Consider the following 20,821-nt stretch of genomic DNA (forward strand, 5'->3'; position numbering starts at 1 on the left):
CGGCGACACTGCGATCCGGGACCGGGTGCGCCCTTTAGGCTGCCGTTCCCGCGAACGTCGGCCCACCGTGCACCCCCTCTCCCGTCGCCTCATCGACCGCACGCCGCACCGCGTACGGCCCGCGGCCGAGCTCGCCGTGTCGACGATCGACCGCGTCGGGAGCGAGCGTCTGCCGGGTCTGGCGGCCGAGATCGCGTTCTGGACCCTGTTGTCGCTGCCGGCCCTGATGCTGACCATCCTCGCGGCCGGCACGCTGGTCGGAGGTGCGGTCGGCTCGGACTGGCAGGCCACGCTCATCGACCGCATCGTCGAGGTGGCCAGCGTCGCGCTCACCGGTCGGACGCTCGAGCGGGTGGTCCGACCGGTGCTGACGCAACTGGTCGCGGACAGCACCGCCGGCCTGGTCTCGTTCGCGTTCCTGACCACCCTGTGGGTCGCCTCGCGTGCGGTCAGGGTCGTGCTCACCACCCTGGAGCTGGTGTACGGCCGGACCGACCTGCGGGCGGCCTGGAAGACGCGGCTGCTGAGTTTCGTGCTGACACTCGGCGCACTGGTGGTCGGGACGATCCTGCTGCCCCTGCTGCTTGCCGGACCGGGATTCGGCGAACGGATCGCCGAATGGGCCGGCACCGACGCACTCGGGATCGCGACCGTGTGGCGGACCGCGTACTGGCCGGCCACGCTGGTCCTGGCGACCCTGGCGATCGCGGTGCTCTACCACCTCGGCGTCCCGGGCCAGACCCCGTGGCAGCGCGACCTGCCGGGAGCGGCGCTGGCCACGATCGTGTGGCTGCTCGGTAGTGCGGGCTTGCGGCTGTACGGCACCTGGGTGCTGAACAACGACTCGGCCTACGGACCGCTCGCGGGTCCGATCGTCGCGATGCTGTGGCTGTGGGTGACCGGGCTGGCGGTGTTGCTGGGAGCGGCGCTCAACGCCCAGATCGAGCGGCGCTGGCCGACGACCTGAGGCGGTATCAACCCGAGTTGTTCTCGCCCTCCGGCGGGAAGATGACCGCGACGACGGTCTGGGGCGCGTGCTCGAGCAGGTACTCGGCGCCGTGGCCCAGGAACGGGCGCCCCTCGACCGCGCGGGAGCGGGTGCTGATCACGATGAGGTCGGAGCCGAGGTCCGTCCCAGCCGCCAGCAGCGCTTCGGGGGTCACGGCGCCGGTGCGGACGGAGCTCCTCGCCTCGACGCCGAACCTCCTGGCCCGCTCGACCGCCTGGTCGAGCAGGCTCTGCGCCGCGACCTCGGAGCCCTCCCCCGGATGACCGACGGCCACGGGCTGCCGCTGCCCCGTGTCGGCGCCGCGGTCGCTGCGCGCCACGACGTGGACGAGGTCGAGGGCGGCATCCAGACGCGTGGCGAGCACCGCGCCGATCTCCTCGGCAGCGCGCCCGTGCCGGACACCGGTGGCGGGCACGAGGATCCGGCGCGTGTGGGCGATCTCGAAACCGCGCTGCGCTCCGCGGACCAGCAGCAGCGGGACCCGCGTGCGCGAGATCAACTCGCGCAGTACCCCCGACAACTCGTGCGTGTCGCGGAACTCCTCGGTCATCCCGAGCGCGACGAGGCCGTAGCCGAGCTCGGCCTCCTGCAGGATCGCCTCGGCCGGATCGTCGGACGTGACGCGCCGACGCTCGAGGGTGCGGTCGGTCAGCTGCTCGCTCATCTCACGCTGCGCCTCGTCGCAGCGGCACGCGTCGTCGGCCAGTCCCGGCGTGTGCACGGTCAGGACCGACACCGCCGCCTCGGGCAGGAGCAACAGGTCCATCGCCTCCGCCGCGAGCCGGGAGTTCATCCCCCCGCGCGTCGGGAGGAGGGCGCGGCTGGTCGAGGCGACCACGCTGCCGGCCAGGATCTCCTCGCGCGCGAGACGTTGCGCCTCCTCGCCCTTCGGCTGCTCGCCCCGCAGTGCACGCCGCAGCAGTGGCGGCGCCATGAGCGACGTGACGATCGCCATCAGCACGACGATCGTGTAGGCGTCCTGGCTGAACACCCCCAGCCCGAAGGCGATGGTGGCGAGCACGATCTCCATCGCCCCGCGGGCGTTGAGCCCGACCCCGATCGCGAGGCCGTAGCGATTGGGCATGCCACCGAGCCGGGCGCCGGCGTAGCTGCCGACGAGCTTGGTGAGGGTGGCGACCGCGATGACGACCACCGCCCAGAACAGCCCCTCGCCCGAGGCGACCGCGCCCAGATCGACGTAGATGCCGGCCGAGGCGAAGAAGATGGGCGCGAACACGGCCGCGGCCAGCAGCTCGATGATGCGCCGGACCTCGGGGTGCTGGTACGGGGAACGGCCGATCACGATGCCGGCGACGAACGCGCCGAGCACCGCCTCGACGCCGATGGCCTGCGTGATGGTCGCGGCGACGAGCACCACGACCATCGTCACCGTCAGCGGACCCGTCAGCCCGTCACTGACCTGACGTGACACGCGCAGGACCGTGTTGGTCATGCGTTGGCCGACGGTGAGGGCGAAGCCGAAGAAACCGGCGATGGCGGCGATCGTGAACGCGGTGGCCTGCAGATCGACGCCGCCGGAGGTGACGATGCCGGCCAGGATGCCGAGCAGGATCCAGCCGACGAGGTCGTTGACCATGGCCGCGGCGACCGTGACCTGGCCGATGTTGCGCCGCATCAGGTCCATCTCACCGAGGATGCGCGCGACGACCGGAAGCGCGGAGATGGACATCGCGACGGCGATGAAGGCGGCGAAGGTGAACCGACTGCCGGCATGCCCCACGAACAGCGCGCTCGGCATCAGCCACCCGACGACGAAGCCCAGGACGAGTGGCACGACCAGGCTGCCGATGGAGACGGCCGCGGCCTGCTTGCCGAGCCGCCGCAGCAGCGCCAGGTCGGTCTCGAAGCCGGTCTCCACCAGCAGCAACGCCACGCCGAGCCAGGCGACGGTCAGGATCGGGGCGCTCTCCGCCAGCGACCCGGGGAACAACCATTCGGCGGTTCCGGGCAGCACCCGTGCGAAGACCGAAGGCCCGATCAGCAGCCCGGCGGCGAGCTCGCCGACGACCGCCGGCTGCCCCACCCGCCGGAACAGGTGGCCGAGACTGCGGGCGACCACCAGGAGCAAGGTGAACTGCGTCCAGAACAGCAGCAGTTCGTGCTCACCGATCGGATCGAGCACGGTGTCTCCCAGGTCGGTCCACGACCGAGTCTAGGAGCGTTGCTGGCCGACGACAGGACCGACCGATGGCGCCTCGAACCGGGCGGAGGGTGAGGGATTCGAACCCTCGGGACGCGCGAGGCGCCCGCCGGTTTTCAAGACCGGTGCATTCGTCCGCTCTGCCAACCCTCCAGGGGGTCGCACGCTACCGCAGGCCCGCCCCGGACCCGGGCCGTCGCGCGTGGCGACGCGGCTGTCCGGTCAGCGGGCGAACAGGACCTCGCGGCCCAGGTAGGGCTGCAGTGCCGCGGGCACGGCGACGCTGCCGTCCTCGCGCTGATGGGTCTCGACCAGGGCGATGATGGCCCGCTGCACCGCGAGTGCCGTGCCGTTGAGCGTGTGGACGAGCAGGTTGTCGCCTTCCTGGCGACGGATCCGGGCCTTGAGCCGACGGGCCTGGTAGTCGGTGGTGTTCGAACAGGAGGTGACCTCGCGGTAGGCGTCCTGTCCCGGCAGCCACGCCTCGATGTCGAACTTGCGCGCCGCCGGCGCGCCGAGGTCGCCGACGGGGATGTCCACCACCTGGGCGTGGACCCCGAGCCCGGTGAAGACCTCCTCCTCGATCGACAGCAGGCGCTCGTGTTCGTCGTCGGCGAGGTCGGGGTGGACGAACGAGAACAGCTCGACCTTCTCGAACTGGTGCACCCGCAGGATCCCGCGCGTGTCCTTGCCGTGGGTGCCCGCCTCGCGCCGGAAACACGGCGAGTAGCCCACGTAGCGAATCGGCAGCTCGGCCTCGTCGAGCACCTCGTCCATGTGCAGTGCGGCCAACGGCACCTCCGAGGTGCCGACGAGATAGAAGTCGTCGTCGCGCGTGAGGAAGATCTGCTGCTCGTCGGTGGGCAGGAACCCGGTGCCGTACATGGCCTCCTCGCGGACGAGGACCGGCGGGATCACCGGGACGTGGCCGTGCCGCATCGCGATGTCGATCGCATACCGGACCAGGGCGAACTCCAACAGCGCACCCTCACCCTTCAGGTAGGCGAAGCGGGCACCGGAGACCTTGGCCGCGCGGGCGAGATCGAGTGCGTCGGCGGACTCGAGCAGTTCGACGTGGTCGCGGACGGGGAAGTCGAACGTCGGCTTGTCGCCGAACGTGCGCAGCACCCTGCCGTCGCCCTCGACCCCGTCCGGGGCGGCGGCCTGCGGCAGGTTGGGCACGGCGGCGAAGCGACGGAAGTGTTCCGCCTCGACCGCGGCCAACTGCTTCTCGAGATCGACGACGGTCGCCTTGCGTTCGGCGGCGGCGGCGATCAACCCCGGCCGCTCCTCCGCCGACGCCTGCCCGATCGACTTCGACGCCGAGCGTTGCTCGGCACGGGCACGGTCCACCTCGGCGACCAGCGCGCGACGACGTTCGTCGAGGTCGCGGAGGGCGGCGAGGTCGTCGTGGTCGTAGCCGCGACGGGCGAGGGCGGTGGCGACCGACGAGAAGTCGTCGCGGAGCAGGCGGGGATCGATCATGGCGCGAGGCTAACCCCTGCGTCGCGTCGCCCCGAAGCGGGGCGCGTTCAGACCCCGGTCGGTGCGTCGCGGTCGATGCGGTCCCGCCACGTCGACAGCCACGCAGCGGCATCGCGGTAGGCGGCGTCGTCGGCGGCGATCCGGTCGGCCTCGGCGGTCCGCCTCGCACCCGAACGCCGGTAGGACCCGAGCACCTTGACGTCGCGGTGGGTGCGTTTGACGGCCGCGAGCGCGTCACCGACGCGTTCGTCCGCGAGATGACCCTCGACGTCGAGGAAGAAGCAGTACTCGCCCAGTTCGTGCTTGGTCGGGCGCGACTCGATCTTGGTCAGGTTGAGGTCGCGTTCGGCGAAGATCTCGAGCAGTTGCAGCAGGGCGCCGGGCCGGTTCTCCTCGATGAACACGACCACCGAGGTCTTGTCCCAGCCGGTCGGCGCCGGCAGATGGGTGCCGACGACCACGAACCGGGTCGAGTTGCCGGTGCGGTCGGCGATCTCGCGGGCGACGACCTGCAGGCCGTAACGCTCCGCGGCGATGGGGTTGACGATCGCCAGGCGCGAACCGCCGCGTTCGGCGACGTCGGCCGCCGCCCGTGCCGTGGAGGCCGACGCGACCCGTTCGGCCTGGGGGACGTTGTGCGAGAGCCACCGTCGGCACGCCGAGAGGGCGACCGGGTGCGAATGCACCTCGGTGACCTCGTCGAGCGCCACCTCGTCCGAGGCGGCGGCCACCAGCGCGACCGGCAGTTCGAGCTCGCCGTGCACCAGCAGGTCGGTGTCGAACGCCAACGCGTCGAGCGTCGCGGTCACGGACCCCTCGAGGGTGTTCTCGATCGGGACGACGCCGCGGACCGCCTCGCCGGACTCGACCGAACGCAGCACCTCGATGACATCCCCGCAGGTGAGCAGCGCGTCGTCGTCCACGTCGCCACCGACCAGGCGGGCGGCGGTCTCGGTGAAGGTCCCCTCGGGGCCGAGGTAGGCGATGCGATCGGTCACGCGTACTCCTTCGTCACGAGGCGCTGCGACGGCGGCGACTGCGTCCCGACGAGACGACCGAGGCCCCGCGGCCCTCGACTGCGGCGTCGACCGCGGCCTGCTCCTCGGCCGAGAGGTGATGTTCGCTGAGGCCGCCGACGACGGGCTTGGCATAGCAACGGGTCTCGGTGCGGCCGTTGATCGCGGACACGATCACCCCACAGCCGCGTTCGTCGAGGAGGGCGGCGGAGAACGACAGGGCGCCGCCCATGTCGTCGAACGCGTCGTAGCGGACCACCCCTACCTTCGACACCGTGCTCCGCAGCAGCTCGCGCAGGTGCTCGGTGTTGGCGTGCACCGACCCGACGTCCCGGCGGACGGCGGCCACCTCGGTGTCGAGGCGGCCGAGCGCACCGACGACGTCCTCGCCGGAGGCGAGGTCGAAGGCCCGCCGCTGCTCGCGCCGCAGGTTGCGCAGTCGCAGCCCCAACGCCAGCACGGCCAGCGCCAGCGCCACGCTGAGCGCGGCACTGGCGAGGACGAGCCACGTGAGCAGCTGCGGATCCAACTCGATCATCGACCCCTCGAAAGGTGTCAGGACGGCGACGCGGGCGGCCGGCCGACGACCGACCGGGCCAGCGTAGCGGCGTCACCGCAACGGATTCGGTGGGGCGAAGCAATGCAGTTCGATGGCCGTTTCGCAGGTTTCGTCCGTGATTGGCGGCAACTCGCGCACGGTCCGCGCGCACCCGCTGCACCGTCCGTCGGACACCGGCCCGGCGGCCACTTAGACTCCGCCGACCTCAATTGGGACGGCAGGGGAGCAAGCACGTGTCTGCCCGCATGCGAACCATCGTGTTCGCGTTGTGTGCGTTGACGATCCTCACCACGTTGGCAGGGCCGGCGCTGGCCGAGGACGTCGCACCACCACCGACCGGGGACGGCGCGTCCCTGGTCCTCGCGCAGGGTGGCGAGACCATCCGCGGCGCGCTGCGTGACGGCGAGGGCGAACCCGTGCCCGACGTCACCATCAGCGTGGCGACCAGCGACGCCGCCGAGGTGGGCGAGGCGGTCACCGACGCCGACGGCGCCTGGGAAGTGGAGCTGCCCGGACCCGGCGACTACGTCGTGACCCTGGACGAGGGCACCCTCCCCGACGGCGTCGACCTGCGTGACGCGGACCGCAATCCCCTGGAGGTCAACGTCCGCTCCGGCCAGAACCGCACCCTGATCTTCGCCCTCGGCGAGGGCGCGGCGGGCGGCGGTTTCCTCGGCAGCTTCCTGACCCAGGCCGTCTCGGGACTGCGGTTCGGCCTGATCATCGCCATCACCGCGATCGGCCTGTCGCTGATCTTCGGCACCACCGGCCTGGTGAACTTCGCGCACGGCGAACTGGTCGCGCTCGGCGCCATCATCGCGTTCTTCTTCAATGCGCCCTCGGCCGCCGGGGGGCTGGGCATCACGCTGATCCTGGCGGGTCTCGCTGCGACGGCCCTGTCAGCGCTCGCGGGGGGTGCGATCGAACTCGGCCTGTGGCGGCCGCTGCGGCGCCGGCGCACGGGGCTGATCCAGATGCTGGTCATCTCGATCGGCCTCGCACTGCTGCTGCGGAACGCGCTGCAGGTCTGGTTCGGTGGCTCCAGCCGCCCCTACTACGACTACACCATCCAGCAGGCGTTGACCTTCGGTCCGATCCGCATCACCCCCCGCGACCTGATCGTCATGCTGCTGGCGACGATCGCACTCGTCGGCGTCGCCACGATGCTGCAGCGCACCCGCATCGGCAAGGCCATGCGGGCGGTCGCCGACAACCGCGACCTGGCGGAGTCGTCCGGCATCGACGTCCAGCGCGTGATCCTGATCATCTGGGTCATCGGCGGCGGCCTGGCCGGCTTCGGTGGCGTCCTCGCCGGGGTGGTGGAGAACGTCAGCTACCTGATGGGCTTCCGTCTGTTGCTCCTGATGTTCGCCGGGGTCATCCTGGGTGGTCTCGGGACCGCGTACGGCGCGATGTTCGGCTCCATCGTCGTGGGTCTGATCACCGAGTTGTCGACGCTGTGGTTCTCGACCGAGCTCAAGTACGTGTGGGCGCTCGCCGTGCTGATCCTGATCCTGCTCGTCAGACCGCAGGGCCTGCTGGGCCGGGCAGAGAGGATCGGCTGATGGACGTCGACTTCACGCGTGTCCTCGTGGACGGCCTGCGCACCGGGATCGGTCCCGTCGCCGCCGTCTACGCGCTGGCCGCCATCGGCCTCAACATCCACTACGGCTTCACCGGACTGCTCAACTTCGGGCAGGTCGGCTTCATGCTCGTCGGTGCCTACGGCATGGGCATCGCCGTGTCGATCCACGGCTTGCCGCTGTGGCTGGGGGTGATCCTGGGCATGCTCGCGGCGGTGGCGCTGGCGCTGCTGCTCGGCTTCCCGACCCTGCGGCTGCGGGCCGACTACCTCGCCATCTGCACCATCGCCGCAGCAGAGATCCTGCGCTTTGTGTTCAGATCCACGCCGATGGCGACCACGACCGGTGGCGCGTTCGGCATCCCGAGCCAGGTCGGCGGGTCGGGGTTCTCCGGCGGTTTCGTCCGGGCGAACCCGATTCCCGAGGGCGCCTACGGGATCGGCCCGGTGACGTTCTCGCACACCCGCCTGTGGGTGATGCTCGTGGCCTGGGCCGTCGTCGCCATCGCGGCCCTCATGGTCTGGGCCCTCATGCGCTCACCGTGGGGGCGGGTGATCAAGTCCATCCGCGAGGACGAGGACGCCGCCCGCTCGCTGGGCAAGAACGTCTTTGCGTACAAGATGCAGAGCCTCGTCCTCGGAGGCGTGCTCGGTGGTGTCGCCGGCATCCTGCTCGTGCTCAACCAGGGTGCGATGACGCCGGACCAGTTCCTGCCGCAGCTGACCTTCTTCGCCTACGCGATCCTGTTGCTCGGCGGCGCGGCGACCGTGCTCGGTCCGGTGTTCGGCAGCATCCTGTTCTGGTTCGTGCTTCAGGCGATGGACAGCCTGCTTCGCCAGACGGGATTCGGCAGCGCCGCGCTCGGTGCGGTTCGTCTCGCCTTCGTCGGCCTGATCCTGATCCTGCTGATGGCCTTCCGGCCGCAGGGGATCATGGGGAACAAGCGGGAGATGATGCTCGATGCGTGACACCCCCGCGACCCGCGCACTCGCCGACGTCGAGCCGCGTCCCGGCGTGCCCAAGCCCGACCCGATCCTGGTCGTCGACAACGTGGTCCGATCCTTCGGCGGCCTGCGCGCCGTCGACGTCGAGCACCTCGAGCTCCAGCGTGGCGCGATCACGTCGCTGATCGGTCCGAACGGCGCCGGAAAGACGACCTTCTTCAACCTCATGACCGGGTTCGACCGGCCCAACGAGGGCTCGTGGAACTTCGACGGGCACGACCTGTCGAAGGTCCCCGCGCACCGGGTCGCCAACTACGGCATGGTCCGCACGTTCCAGCTCACGAAGGCGCTCACACGCCTGACGGTGCTGGAGAACATGAAGCTCGGCGCGACCGACCAGCGCGGCGAGAAGTTCCTCGCCTCCCTGTGGCCGGGGACGTGGAAGAGCCAGGAGCGCGAGATCGAGCAGCGCGCCGACGAACTGCTCACCCGCTTCCGCATGGATCACATGCGCAACGAGCTCGCCGGCACCCTCTCGGGTGGTCAGCGCAAGCTGCTCGAGATGGCCCGGTCGCTGATGGTGAACCCGGCGATGGTCATGCTCGACGAGCCGATGGCCGGCGTGAACCCGGCGCTGACGCAGTCGCTGCTCGAGCACGTCAAGGACCTGCCCTCGTTCGGCATGACCGTGCTGTTCGTCGAGCACGACATGGACGTCGTCATGGACATCAGCGACTGGGTCGTCGTCATGGCGCAGGGTCGCATCATCTCCGAGGGGCCGCCCGAAGCCGTGTCGAAGGACCCGGCCGTCATCGACGCCTACCTGGGCGCCGACCACGGCGACGAGAGCCGCTTCACACCCGTCCCGTTCGCCGGTGCGGCCGCCCCGACACCGGTCGTGGCCGAGGCGCCACCGAGCGAGGACGAGGGCGCCGACGAGTTGACGCCCGGGCACCCCGACCATGCGAGCGGTGCCGGCAGCCACGACGTGGAGGAACAGGCGTGAGCGAGCCGCTGCTGATCGCCGAGAACGTCACGGCCGGCTACCTGCCCGGCATCGACATCCTGTCGGGCTGCAACCTGACCCTCGCCGAAGGCGAGTTCGTCGGCATCATCGGACCCAACGGCGCCGGCAAGTCGACGTTGCTCAAGTCGCTGTTCGGGTTGGTGGACATCCGCTCCGGCGCCGTCCGGCTGCGTGGTCAGGACATCACCAACGCGCCCGCGAACCGGCTGGTGGCCCAGGGCGTCGGGTACGTGCCCCAGACCCAGAACGTCTTTCCCAGCCTCACCATCGAGGAGAACCTCGAGATGGGGCTCTACCTCAAGCCCAAGCAGTTCCGCGACCGGTTCGCCTACGTGGCCGACCTGTTCCCGCTGCTCGCCGACCGACGGCGGCAGCGGGCCGGCGGCCTCTCGGGCGGTGAACGGCAGATGGTCGCCATGGGACGGGCACTGATGATGCAGCCCTCGGTCCTGTTGCTCGACGAGCCGTCCGCCGGCCTGTCCCCCGCCCTGCAGGACGAGGCGTTCCTGCGCGCGCGCGAGATCAACGCCACCGGCGTCTCCATCGTCATGGTCGAGCAGAACGCCCGCCGATGCCTGCAGATCTGCCACCGCGGGTACGTGCTCGACCAGGGCCGCAACGCCTACACCGGAAGCGGCCACGAACTGCTGCACGACCCCAAGGTCATCGAGCTCTACCTCGGCACCCTGGCCCAACAGGCGGACTGAGCCCGGGTACGCCCCCGCACGCCCCCGCGGGCCCCCGCCCGGCGCAGGCCGCTGGCCTCGGCCGTCCCGGCGGCCCCGTGAGGTGTCCGCCGGCACTTGTGCGGGTCAGGCGGTGGTTACGCCCGGGGTAACCCGCACGAATGGGATCGGCGGGCGGGTCACGTCCGCTCCGCAGCCCCCACTGGTCCTCGCAAGCCCCCCGGCCACCACGGTCGCCAGGGGCTTGTGGCGTACACGGACCGGCCCGCCTTCGGTGCGGACGACCGACCAGTTTGCCGGTGCCCGCCCAGCGACCACCCGCACGTCCGGTCGTTGCTCTGCGAACGAATCCGGGGCACGCCACACCCCCGACGCCAAGGATGTTCGAGATGAAGCAACGAGCGCTCGCCGCCGCCGCGGCAGCCGTACTGGTCCTCGCCCCCACCGCCGCGTTCGCCGACAGCCACGACACCGCCGAGGTCGTCGCCGTGCACGGCATCCCCCAGAGCGTCTTCGACACGCTCGGCGCCGACTCGACCGCCGTGGACGTCTACGTCGCCGGCAGCTACGACGCTCCCCTCGTGACCTTCGAGTTCGGTGACGTCGGCAGCCTCGACGTGCCGCCCGGCGCCTACGACCTCGAGGTGTTCACCGCCGGTGCCGACACCTCCGGTGACCCGGTGCTGACCCTCAGCACTCCCGAGCTGGCCGCCGGCATGAGCGCATCCGTCGTCGCGCAACTCGACGAGGCCGGTGACGCCCCGTCGCTCGCCGCCTACGTCAACCAGACCGACGCCACCGGCATCCAGGTCTTCCACGCCGCCGCCTTCGGTCCGGTCGACGTCGTCGCCGGTGGCGAGGTCGCACTCGCGGGCGCCGCCAACGGCGACACCGCCCGTATCGACGTCCCCGGCGGCACGACCGTTCCCGGTGTCGGCGTCGCACCCGCTGGTGGGGACGTCGCGCTCGAGATCGGTGACGTCACCGTTCCCGACGGCACCCTCGTGCTGGCCTATGCGATCGGTTCCGCCGATGACGACTCCCTCCAGGTCGTGACGGCCACCACGGCCGCGGCCGCTGGCGACAGCGGCTCCGACGGCGGCAGCGACGACGGCACGGAAGACGACACCGAGGACATGCCCACCCGCGTCGATGCCGGCTCCGCCGGTCTCGCCGCCACCGGCACGAACCTCGGCCTGGTCAGCCTGCTGCTCGCCGGCCTCGCCCTGCTGATGGCGCCGGTGGCCGCGACTGCGGTACGTCGCCGTCGCTGAGACCACCGCTCCCGCCAGGGGAGGAGGAGTTCCGGCTCCTCCTCCCCGCCGGCGTGTCCGCCGACGCTGGGAGTCCGTCAGCCTCGCGCTCGGTGGGGTCGCGCTGATCGCCGCCGCACTCGGGTTGGCCGACGACACGTCCACCACCATCGGCGAGGTGCCCGAGCAACGGACGGGCGCTGCGCCCGCCTCGTTCGGCTTCCGGCCGGCCATCCCGGCCCCGGACGGGGCCCCGACGACGGACGCGACCCCGCCACCATCGTCGGCGACGCCCCTGGCCGACGCCGAGCGCACGGCGTCACCGCCGACGGGCGTCCCCGCCACGCCCGGGACCCCCGTCCGGGTGCGCGTCGGGAGCATCGACGTCGACGCGCCGGTCGTGCCGGTGGCGTTGGAACCGAGCGGCGCCATGGAACTGCCGCCGGACGTGCGCGAGGTCGGCTGGTTCGCGCCCGGCGTCGCGCCGGGCACGGCACAGGGCTCCGCGGTGCTCGCCGGGCACGTCGACTCGCGTGCGCAGGGGCGCGGGGCGTTGTTCGACCTGGGCGAGGTCGAACTCGGCGACGTGATCGAGGTGGACGACGACACCGGGACCACGCGCCGCTGGCTGGTCACCGGGCGCACCACCTACCCGAAGGACACCCTGCCGGTCGAGGCGCTCTTCACCCGGGCCGGTGACCCGCAACTGGTCCTGATCACCTGCGGTGGCGACTTCGACCGCGACACCGGTCACTACGAACGCAACGTCGTGGTCGTCGCCAGCCCGGCCTGACCCCGCGAGCGTCGCCGCCCCGGCGGCAAGGTCCACGACCCGCAGGCGATGTCGCCGCTCCTCGTCTATGCCGCGCCAGAGCCGCACCGGTGCGGGGCGGGCGCGACATGGACGACCCCGCGCGACATGGCGGCCGGCCGGTGCCGCCTGCGGGGTCGGGAGCGACCACGACCGAAGGGCCCCGCCGGATCGGCGGGGCCCTTCGGTCGTGCTACCCGGGACGTCGGATCAGAAGTTCGACTCGACGGTCTCGAGGACGGTCAGACCACCGTCGGCACCGAGTTCCCAGATGTCGTACGAGCCCGACTCGGGCTCACCGTTGCCGGTGTCGGTGCTGGTCAGCACGACCCCCGATGCGGTCTGGTACGCGATGCTCTCGCCGTTCTCGAGGGCCTGCTTGCACTCCTCGAAGCTCGAGCACTCGGTGTCACCCGAGCTCACGTTCACCATCTCGGCGGCGATCGCGGCACCGTCGTCCGAACCGGCAGCCTCGGCGGCGAGACCGATGAGGATCGCGCAGTCGTAGGCAGCGGCGGCGTAGGTGGTGTCGGTCAGGCCGGTCTCCTCCTGGAAGCGGCTGATGAAGCCCTCGTCGGCGTCAGCGGCCGGACGGGTGCCCTTCATGCCCTCGAGGATCGACTCGTCGTTGGGGTCGACCTCCTCCCACAGCGAGTCGGAGGCGACACCGTCGGCGCCGTAGATCGCGATGTTCTGCGGACCCATGCCGGCCTCGATCAGGCTGGCCAGGATCTGCGCACCTTCGTCGAAGGCGATCAGCGCGACCGAGTCGGCGTTGGCCGACGCGACCTGGTTGACCTCGGCCTCGAAGTTCGCGGCCTCGGGGTCGTAGGTGATGGCGGCGGCGACCGTCGCACCCTGGGCCTCGAGCTCGGCAACGGTGGCCTCCATCAGGCCCTGTCCGTAGTCGTCGGCGCGGGCCAGGATGGCCGGGTTGGTGTTGCCGTCGGCGACGATCGTCTCCGCGAGGACCGGGCCCTGCAGGGCGTCGGTCGGCGCGGTACGGAAGTACATGCCGTTGTAGTCGCCGCCCGTGAAGGTCGGCGAGGTGTTGGACGCCGAGCACTGCACGACGCCGGCGCCGGTCAGGGCGTCGACGAACGACAGCGACATGCCGGAGGAGGCAGCACCGACGACGGCGTTGACGCCGGCACCGATCAGACGCTGCGCGGATTCCGAGGCGATGGTGGCGTCACCAGCTTCGTCACCAGACTCCAGGGTCACGTCCTCGCCCAGCACACCACCGGCGGCGTTCATGTCCGCGACGGCGAGCTCGACGGCCTGGATCTGCGGGGGGCCGAGGAAGGCGAGCGGACCGGACTCGGGCAGGATGTAGCCGAGGTTGAGGACGCCGTCACCTTCGACGGACTGCTCCTCGTCGCCCTCGCCGCCATCCTCGGGCTCTTCGGCGGGCTCTTCCTCGGGCTCGTCGGTGGGCTCTTCGACTTCCTCGGTGTCGGCGGGCTCGGGCTCTGCAGTGGTGTCATCACCATTGCCGCCACAGGCGGCGGCTGCGAGCGCGAGCGCGGTGACGGCCGCCATGCGGCGCAGCCACAACGATCGCTTCATGAATTTCCTCCCAAGAGGTGGTCGTGGTCGCCGCACCGGCCTGATTCCCCACCGGGGCGCGGCGATCGCGAGGCGCCGTACGGTCGCACGGCTGCCGGCCGGACGCTACTACGCGGGTAGGAGGATGTGAAGCGTTTCCGCGCGCACGGCGTCCGACTCCTGAAATCCCGGCCGCCTACGGTGTGGTGGCCATCCCCGGACGAAGGACCTTCCATGGCGGACACCCTGCTGTTCTGCAACTCCCACGGCGCCGACCAGCCCGAACGCGCCACGGTGCCGTTCATCGCGGCGGCGACCGCGGCCGTCAGCGGCAAGCGCGCCGTGGTGGTGTGCACGGTCGAAGCCGTCAACCTCGGGGTACCGGGCGTCGCCGACGGCATCGAGGAGGAGGGGATGCCGCCGCTCGGTGACCTGGTGCGGCAGTTCACGGACGCGGGCGGCGAGATCTGGCTCTGCAGCGCCTGCGCGCTCAAGCGCGGCATCACCGGGGAGCAGGAACTGGTCCCCGGCGCGTCGATCGTGGGCGCTGCCACCATCGTGGAGGCACTGGCCGAGGGTCGCGCGATCACCCTGTCCTAGGCGGCCGACGGACGACGAGTGCCGCCCCCGGCGGGAGAGACCGGGGGCGGCGGAAGCGCTCGGCTGGGAGAGGCCGGCGCGGGAGCGCGCACGGTGCTGGGAGAGGCACCGGCGCGGGTCTGAAAGATCAGGCGGCGAGCTTGTCGGCGACCTCGTTGAAGTGCGCGGCGTACTTCAACGCGATCTCGCGCTCGTCCTCGTCGATGCCCTGCTTGTCGCCGCCCATCGGGCTCCAATGGGTGGGCCCGTACGGGCTGCCGCCGGTACGGGTCGAGCCGACCTCTTCGGCCAGCCCGTAGCCCACCGGCACGATGACCATGCCGTGGTGGTAGGCGAAGGTCGACATCGACAGGATCGTCGACTCGTGACCGCCGTGCAGGGTGGCGGCGCCGGTGAAGAACCCGGCCGGCTTGCCGACGAGCTTGCCGTCCTGCCACAACGGGCCGGTCTGGTCCATGAAGTTCTGCAGCTGCGCCGTCTTCGAGCCGTACCGCGTCGGTGAGCCGAACATGATCGCGTCGAACTCCGGCAGTTCCTCGACCGTGGCCTCGGTGACGTGCGACTGGCGTTCGATGGCGGCCGCGACGCCCTCCATCTGCTTGACCTCGTCGGGCAGCAGCGGGTCCGCCACGCGACGCAGCTCACCTTCACCGCCGGCCTTCGAGACGCCCTCGGCGAGGATGTTGGCCATCTCGTAGGTCGCGCCGTACATCGAGTGGTAGACGATCCCGATCCGGGCCATGTGCGCATTCCTTCGTCGCGTGTGCTGGTTGTCCATACAACCTGGGGTTCGGAACCAGCCGCGGGATGTCTCCTGACCGGACGGACACACGAGTCCGAACCCCGCCGCCCGACCGCATCCCGGGGAACCTGCCAGGCCGGCCGCGACGGCGGTCCCGCGTTGGGCTACGGCTGCTCGAGCCAGGCGGTGAAGGGCTGGCCGGTGAGGCGCTCGTAGGCCTCGACGTAGCGCGCCCGGGTCGCTTCGACGACGTCGTCGGGGAGCGCGGGCGCAGGTGGGGTGCGGTTCCACCCCGTCGCGGTCGCGTAGTCACGTACGTACTGCTTGTCGAAGCTCGGCGGCGTGGCGCCCGGGGTCCAGCGGTCGGCGGGCCAGTACCGCGAGGAGTCGGGCGTGAGGATCTCGTCGGCCAGGACCAGTTCGCCGTCGAGGAGGCCGAACTCGAACTTCGTGTCGGCGAGCAGGATGCCCTGCTCGGCGGCATGGACAGCCGCCGCCAGGTACAGGGCGAGCGACCGGCTGCGCAGCCGGTCGGCCAACTCGGCGCCGACGGCCGCCTCGACGACCTCGAAGGGCACGTTCTCGTCGTGCGCGCCCAGCTCCGCCTTGGTCGCCGGCGTGAAGATCGGCTCGGGGAGGCGGTCCGCCTCGACCAGCCCCTCGGGCAGAACGAGGCCGCACACCGTGCCTCGCTCGCGGTACTCCTGCCAGCCGGAACCGGCCAGATAGCCGCGGACGACGCACTCGAAGGGCACGATCTCGACCTTGCGGACCAGCATGAACCGGCCCCGCAGGTGGTCGGCCTCGTCGGCGACGGCGTCGGGCAGGTCCCTGGTCGACGTCGAGACGAGGTGGTGCGGACCGAACTCGCGCAGGTGGTCGAACCAGAAGGCGGCCAGGCCGGTGAGCACGCGGCCCTTGTCCGGCACGGGCGTGGGATGGATGACGTCGTAGGTCGACACCCGGTCGGAGACGACCAGCAGGAGGTGGTGGTCGTCGACGTCGTAGAGGTCGCGGACCTTTCCCGAACGCAGGTGCGGCAGCGCATCCAGGGGCATCGCGGGCTCGCCGGTCGGAGGAGCGCGAGCCTACTGCGCCGACGGGCGGCGCCCGCCGGGCTGGTGGGAGCGCGCGCGAGCCAGGTCGCCAGGCGTGTCGACGTCGCGCGGGGTGTCCTCCGCAACGGAAACGGTCGCCACGTCGTACCCCTCGAACAGCTGCCGCGCGCCTTCGTCGCCCGAGAGGTCCAGCAGTCGCGGCCACACCTGGTGGCCGAGCCCGACGGGATGGCCGTCGCCGTCGCGGTAGCGGGCCCGGGCGATGCCGTCGGGAGCGGCGGCGGCGGCGTCGGCGACGGCCGAGACGACCGCCGGACGCAGACCGGGCTGGTCGGCGAGCAGGACGACGACGACGTCGACGTCGGGGCCGGCCGCGACCGCTTCGATACCCCGCCGCAGCGAGCCGGCCTGGCCTGCCGCGTGGTCGGGATTGTCCACCACCTCCACCTCGCCGGCCTGACGTGCGGCGGCCGCGACCACGCCGCGGTCGTGACCCACGACGACGTAGACCGGTCGCAGGCCGGCCGCGTGGGCCACCGCCACCGCATGGGCGACCATGGGCCGCCCGTCGACCTCGGCCACCTGCTTGGTCGCACCGAAGCGGGTCGCCGAGCCGGCCGCGAGCACCAGGCCGGCGGCGACGGTCGGCGCGGCCGGAGTCGTCACGCCCCACCCCCTACGCTCGCGGCCACGATCGGGATCGGACCGCACATGCACACGGACGCACGCCGGCGAGCCGTCGTGGTCACCGCGTCGGACGGGGTGACCACGGGCCACCGGGAGGACCGGTCCGGCGCGGCGGTGAGCGAGCAACTCGTCACGGCCGGCTTCGAGGTGGTCGCACGAGAGGTCGTCCCCGACGAGCGCGGCCGCATCGCCACGCTGCTGCGCGAGATCTGCGACACGGGCCGCGCCCGACTCGTCGTCGTCACCGGCGGGACGGGTTTCGGCCCTCGTGACGTGACCCCGGAGGCGACCCGCGACGTCATCGATCGGGAGGCACCGGGGCTCGCCGAAGCGATGCGGGCTGCGGGGCGTGCCGTCACGCCGATGGCGGACCTGTCCCGCGGGGTGTGCGGCGCGCGGGGAGCGACGCTGATCGTCGACCTGCCGGGCAGCCCGAAGGGCGCCATCGAGAGCCTGGCCGCCATCCTGGATCTGCTGCCCCACGCCCTGGACCTGCTGGCCGGGGACACCGGGCACTGAGGCAGCCGGGCGGGCATCAGTCGCGCTTCCGTCGCAGCAGCAGCCACACGGCGGCGAGCGCGGCGAGGACGCCGACGAGCGGCAAGGCCCGCTTGAGCGTCGCACCACCGGCCACGTCGAAGAGGTCGAGCGCGTCGTCCTCCCGCGAGGGATCCTGGTCGAGTCGTCGCGTCCCACCGTCCGCGGCCGGCGCCGGGGCGGCGGCCGCGCCCACGCTGGCAGCGCCGGTCGCGGCCGCCTCGCCGCGGCCGGGAGCGGGCTCGGTCGAGGCGGAGGTGGCGGCCGCTTCGGTGGCTCCCTGCTCCTCCTGCAGCATCAGCCGCAGTCGCTCGGCGAAGCTGTCGATGATCTTCGTGCCGACCTCCTCCATGACGCCACGGCCGAACTGAGCCGGCTTGCCGGTCACGGTCAGGTCGGTCGTCACCAAGACGAGCGTGCCCTCGCCGCCCTCGCGCAGGGTGGCCACGACGTCGGCCTTCGCGGTGCCGCCGCCGCGGGCCTCCTTGCCGCTGGCCTCGATCCTGGCCCGCTTCGCCTCGGCGTCGGCTTCGACCATGCGTGCCTGCCCGCGGTAGGTCATCGAGATGGGACCGACCTTCACTTTGACACGCCCGGTGTAGACGTCGCCGTCGACCTCCTCGAGCTGTGCGCCGGGCAGGCACGGCGCCACGCGCTCGAGGTCGGTGAGGGTGGCGAAGGTGGTGTCCACGTCGGTGGGGACGCTGAACTCGTTGGTGAACTCCACGGCGGACTCCTGGGGTGATCGTGGGGGTGGGCGGGGTGAAGGACGATGGCGACGACGGGTGGTGTGCGGATCATGCGTGGACGGGATCCACGTCGCGGTGGATGTCTCCCTCGGTCTCGCGCAGTGGGCGGCCGCTGCCGCCGTGGCGCAGCGACACGATCTCGGCCGCGATCGAGACGGCGGTCTCCTGCGGCGTGCGCGCTCCGAGGTCGAGACCGATCGGGGAGTGCAGGCGCCGCAGGTCCGCCTCGTCGACGCCGACCTCGCGCAGTCGCGCGAGACGGTCCTCGTGGGTACGGCGACTCCCCATCACGCCGATGTAGGCGGCGGGGGTGTCCAGCGCGACCTGCAGGACGGGCACGTCGAACTTCGGGTCGTGGGTCAGCACGCACACGACGGTGCGCGCATCGACCTCGGTGGCGGCGAGGTAGCGATGTGGCCAGTCGACGACGACCTCGTCGGCGTCGGGAAAGCGGAGCGCGGTCGCGAACCGGGCCCGTGCGTCGCAGACGGTGACGTGGAACCCGAGGTAGCGGCCGATGGTGGCCACCGCCGCGGCGAAGTCGATCGCGCCGAAGACGAGCATGCGGGGCCGGGGCGCGAACGACTCGACGAACACCGCCACGTCGTCCATCCGGCGCTCGCCGCGGGGGCCGACGTGACGCAGCCCGGTCTCGCCCTGCGCCAGCATCCCGCGGGCGTGCTCGACGATGGCCCGATCCAGGAAGTGCTCACCCGTTCCGCCGGTCGTGTCGGCGTCGGTCACCACCATCGCCCGGCCGACCAGGTCCGGCCGCGCGTCGTGCTCGACGATCGTGGCGACGGCGACGGGCTCGTCGGCCTCGATGCGCGCGGCGACGGCGACGAGGTCGAGATCGGACGGCGCGACCCGACGGACGAACACCTCGATGGTGCCGCCGCAGGTGAGTCCGACGGCGAACGCCTCGTCGTCGGAGATGCCATAGCGCACCCGCTGGGCGGTGCCGGAAGCCAGCACCTGCGTGGCCACCTCGACGACCGCACCTTCGACACAACCGCCCGAGACGCTGCCGAGCACCTCGCCGTCGGGGTGCAGCGCGAGGGCCGCGCCGGGCTGGCGGGGCGCGCTGGCGCTGGTCGCGACCACGCTGGCGAGGGCGATGGTGGCGCCGTCGGCCTGCCACCGGCGCAGGACCGCGAGCTCGTCACGCATCGTGCACCCCTTCCCGGTCGCCCGCCGCACCCGCCACGGTACGCGGGCCAGGCCCTTCCCGCCCTGTCGAGCGGGGGCCGGAGACGGCGGCCCCGGCGACGACCGAGGCCAGCTGTTCCAGCGACGCCAGGGAGTGCCCGGCCTGGAAGTGGTCGCAGTACGGCAGTGCCACGGCCATGCCCGCCGCGGTGGGCGCGAAGCCGGCCCGACCGGCGCGGGGATTGGCCCAGACGAGGCGGTGTGTCAACCGGGCCAGGCGCTGGACCTGCTGACCGAGCTCGGTCACGTCGCCGGTCTCCCACCCGTCGGAGAGCACGACCACCACCGCCCCACGCGCCATGCCGCGCTGACCCCAGAGGTCGAGAAAGGCGCGCAAGGTCGGCCCCAGCCGGGTGCCCCCGGACCAGTCGGGAATCGCCGCCGACACCGCCCGCATCGCCGTGTCCGCGTCACGGTGCGCGAGCGCGTCGGTCACGCGTGTCAGCCGGGTTCCGAGCGTGAAGACCTCGGTCGGTGCCTCGCGTCCCCGGACGGCGGCATGGGCGAACCGCAGCAGCGCGTCGGCATACCCGGCCATGGAACCGCTGACGTCGATCAGCAGGACGACACGTCGGGGCCGCGGGCGTGGACGGGTGGTGGGCAGCCGTGCCGGTTCCCCGCCGGCGGCAAGCAACCGCCGGACCGTCCGGCGCCGGTCGATCCGGCCGCGGTGCGCGCGCTGCCGGCGCCGGCTGCGACGGACCTCGCCGGCCAGGGAGAACCGGGCCAGCAGCCGCCGCAACTCGCGGCGCTCGGCCTCGGTGAGGTCGGCGACGTCGCGGTGACGCAGCGCCTCGACGGCACTGGCGTGACGGGTGACGGTGGTCACGGACGGGGCGTCCTCCCCGACGTCACCGGCGCCGGGGACGCCCAGTGCGTCCGCGGTCACCTGGACCCGCCGGTTGGTGCGGGCACGTCCACCGACGGTGACGCCGGCGAAGTAGGCGTCGAAGACGCGGTCGTAGCGGGGCAGGTCGTCGGGGCCGGCACACAACGTGACCCGCCCGGCCCAGTAGACGTCCCGCACCCGGTCGGGTCGCACCTGCTCGAGCGCCGCGACGAAGGCCTGCACACGCCGCGGGTCGGCGTCGACCCCGGCCGCGCGCAGCGCCCGCCCGAATCCGACGGCGACGGGCGCCAACGACGGCGGGCTCACC

At 71.9% G+C, this 20,821-nt stretch carries 20 protein-coding genes and 1 tRNA gene; 9 read left to right on the forward strand and 12 right to left on the reverse strand.

Features of this window, described 5'->3' with window-relative positions; translation table 11 throughout:
* Positions 1 to 67: 67 nt before the first annotated feature.
* Positions 68 to 967: a YihY/virulence factor BrkB family protein gene (locus ACERMF_RS00235; protein ID WP_373667000.1), complete on the forward strand. Its 900-nt coding sequence runs from the start codon at positions 68 to 70 to the stop codon at positions 965 to 967.
* A 7-nt stretch (positions 968 to 974) separates the two neighbouring features.
* On the opposite strand, the gene ACERMF_RS00240 is transcribed toward ACERMF_RS00235, so the two are convergent.
* The 5 genes from ACERMF_RS00240 to ACERMF_RS00260 all read right to left on the reverse strand — a co-directional run bounded on the left by ACERMF_RS00240 (position 975) and on the right by ACERMF_RS00260 (position 6,209).
* Positions 975 to 3,152: a cation:proton antiporter gene (locus ACERMF_RS00240; protein WP_373667001.1), complete on the reverse strand. Its 2,178-nt coding sequence runs from the start codon at positions 3,150 to 3,152 to the stop codon at positions 975 to 977.
* An 83-nt stretch (positions 3,153 to 3,235) separates the two neighbouring features.
* A tRNA-Ser gene (locus tag ACERMF_RS00245) sits at positions 3,236 to 3,323 on the reverse strand.
* A gap of 69 nt (positions 3,324 to 3,392) precedes the next feature.
* Positions 3,393 to 4,655 (reverse strand): serine--tRNA ligase, encoded by a 1,263-nt coding sequence (gene serS, locus ACERMF_RS00250; protein WP_373667002.1) that lies wholly within the window; start codon positions 4,653 to 4,655, stop codon positions 3,393 to 3,395.
* A 47-nt stretch (positions 4,656 to 4,702) separates the two neighbouring features.
* Entirely contained in the window at positions 4,703 to 5,653 is a 951-nt protein-coding gene (gene pheA / locus ACERMF_RS00255; RefSeq protein WP_373667003.1) for a prephenate dehydratase, read from the reverse strand.
* Between the two features lie 13 nt (positions 5,654 to 5,666).
* Positions 5,667 to 6,209 (reverse strand): DUF4446 family protein, encoded by a 543-nt coding sequence (locus ACERMF_RS00260; protein ID WP_373667004.1) that lies wholly within the window; start codon positions 6,207 to 6,209, stop codon positions 5,667 to 5,669.
* 266 nt (positions 6,210 to 6,475) lie between these two features.
* On the opposite strand from ACERMF_RS00260, the gene ACERMF_RS00265 reads away from it, so the two are divergent.
* The 6 genes from ACERMF_RS00265 (at position 6,476) to ACERMF_RS00290 (ending at position 12,516) form a co-directional block, all read left to right on the forward strand.
* Positions 6,476 to 7,795 (forward strand): branched-chain amino acid ABC transporter permease, encoded by a 1,320-nt coding sequence (locus ACERMF_RS00265; protein ID WP_373667005.1) that lies wholly within the window; start codon positions 6,476 to 6,478, stop codon positions 7,793 to 7,795.
* A complete protein-coding gene (locus tag ACERMF_RS00270) occupies positions 7,795 to 8,781 on the forward strand; it encodes a branched-chain amino acid ABC transporter permease (RefSeq protein ID WP_373667006.1) in 987 nt (328 codons plus the stop codon). Before ACERMF_RS00265 ends, ACERMF_RS00270 begins: the two co-directional genes overlap by 1 nt.
* Positions 8,774 to 9,763 (forward strand): ABC transporter ATP-binding protein, encoded by a 990-nt coding sequence (locus ACERMF_RS00275; RefSeq protein WP_373667007.1) that lies wholly within the window; start codon positions 8,774 to 8,776, stop codon positions 9,761 to 9,763. The genes ACERMF_RS00270 and ACERMF_RS00275 overlap by 8 nt, the downstream gene beginning before the upstream one ends.
* Entirely contained in the window at positions 9,760 to 10,491 is a 732-nt protein-coding gene (locus ACERMF_RS00280) for an ABC transporter ATP-binding protein (protein WP_373667008.1), read from the forward strand. Before ACERMF_RS00275 ends, ACERMF_RS00280 begins: the two co-directional genes overlap by 4 nt.
* Before the next feature lie 368 nt (positions 10,492 to 10,859).
* On the forward strand, positions 10,860 to 11,744 hold the full coding sequence (locus tag ACERMF_RS00285) for a hypothetical protein (RefSeq protein WP_373667009.1): 885 nt from the start codon (positions 10,860 to 10,862) through the stop codon (positions 11,742 to 11,744).
* A gap of 124 nt (positions 11,745 to 11,868) precedes the next feature.
* Positions 11,869 to 12,516 carry a sortase domain-bontaining protein gene (locus tag ACERMF_RS00290; RefSeq protein WP_373667010.1) on the forward strand — a complete coding sequence of 216 codons (648 nt, stop codon included), beginning with the start codon at positions 11,869 to 11,871 and terminating at the stop codon, positions 12,514 to 12,516.
* Between the two features lie 228 nt (positions 12,517 to 12,744).
* Here the strand turns inward: ACERMF_RS00290 and ACERMF_RS00295 are convergent, their stop codons facing one another.
* Positions 12,745 to 14,103 carry an ABC transporter substrate-binding protein gene (locus tag ACERMF_RS00295; protein WP_373667011.1) on the reverse strand — a complete coding sequence of 453 codons (1,359 nt, stop codon included), beginning with the start codon at positions 14,101 to 14,103 and terminating at the stop codon, positions 12,745 to 12,747.
* A 213-nt stretch (positions 14,104 to 14,316) separates the two neighbouring features.
* On the opposite strand from ACERMF_RS00295, the gene ACERMF_RS00300 reads away from it, so the two are divergent.
* Positions 14,317 to 14,682 carry a DsrE family protein gene (locus tag ACERMF_RS00300; RefSeq protein WP_373667012.1) on the forward strand — a complete coding sequence of 122 codons (366 nt, stop codon included), beginning with the start codon at positions 14,317 to 14,319 and terminating at the stop codon, positions 14,680 to 14,682.
* Between the two features lie 127 nt (positions 14,683 to 14,809).
* On the opposite strand, the gene wrbA is transcribed toward ACERMF_RS00300, so the two are convergent.
* The 3 genes from wrbA to ACERMF_RS00315 form a co-directional block, all read right to left on the reverse strand.
* Positions 14,810 to 15,424, reverse strand: a complete 615-nt coding sequence (gene wrbA, locus ACERMF_RS00305; protein WP_373667013.1) for an NAD(P)H:quinone oxidoreductase — start codon at positions 15,422 to 15,424, stop codon at positions 14,810 to 14,812.
* 164 nt (positions 15,425 to 15,588) lie between these two features.
* A complete protein-coding gene (locus ACERMF_RS00310; protein WP_373667014.1) occupies positions 15,589 to 16,482 on the reverse strand; it encodes a phosphoribosylaminoimidazolesuccinocarboxamide synthase in 894 nt (297 codons plus the stop codon).
* A gap of 30 nt (positions 16,483 to 16,512) precedes the next feature.
* On the reverse strand, positions 16,513 to 17,148 hold the full coding sequence (locus tag ACERMF_RS00315; protein WP_373667015.1) for an NTP transferase domain-containing protein: 636 nt from the start codon (positions 17,146 to 17,148) through the stop codon (positions 16,513 to 16,515).
* A gap of 45 nt (positions 17,149 to 17,193) precedes the next feature.
* On the opposite strand from ACERMF_RS00315, the gene ACERMF_RS00320 reads away from it, so the two are divergent.
* On the forward strand, positions 17,194 to 17,688 hold the full coding sequence (locus ACERMF_RS00320) for a molybdenum cofactor biosynthesis protein B (protein WP_373667016.1): 495 nt from the start codon (positions 17,194 to 17,196) through the stop codon (positions 17,686 to 17,688).
* A gap of 16 nt (positions 17,689 to 17,704) precedes the next feature.
* On the opposite strand, the gene ACERMF_RS00325 is transcribed toward ACERMF_RS00320, so the two are convergent.
* The 3 genes from ACERMF_RS00325 to ACERMF_RS00335 form a co-directional block, all read right to left on the reverse strand.
* A complete protein-coding gene (locus ACERMF_RS00325; protein ID WP_373667017.1) occupies positions 17,705 to 18,433 on the reverse strand; it encodes an SRPBCC family protein in 729 nt (242 codons plus the stop codon).
* Between the two features lie 70 nt (positions 18,434 to 18,503).
* A complete protein-coding gene (locus ACERMF_RS00330) occupies positions 18,504 to 19,625 on the reverse strand; it encodes an XdhC family protein (RefSeq protein WP_373667018.1) in 1,122 nt (373 codons plus the stop codon).
* Complete coding sequence (locus tag ACERMF_RS00335; RefSeq protein WP_373667019.1) at positions 19,618 to 20,820, reverse strand: VWA domain-containing protein; 1,203 nt, start codon at positions 20,818 to 20,820, stop codon at positions 19,618 to 19,620. Before ACERMF_RS00335 ends, ACERMF_RS00330 begins: the two co-directional genes overlap by 8 nt.
* Position 20,821: the final 1 nt, after the last annotated feature.

This window comes from Egicoccus sp. AB-alg6-2, assembly GCF_041821025.1.
Classification (GTDB): Bacteria; Actinomycetota; Nitriliruptoria; order Nitriliruptorales; family Nitriliruptoraceae; genus Egicoccus.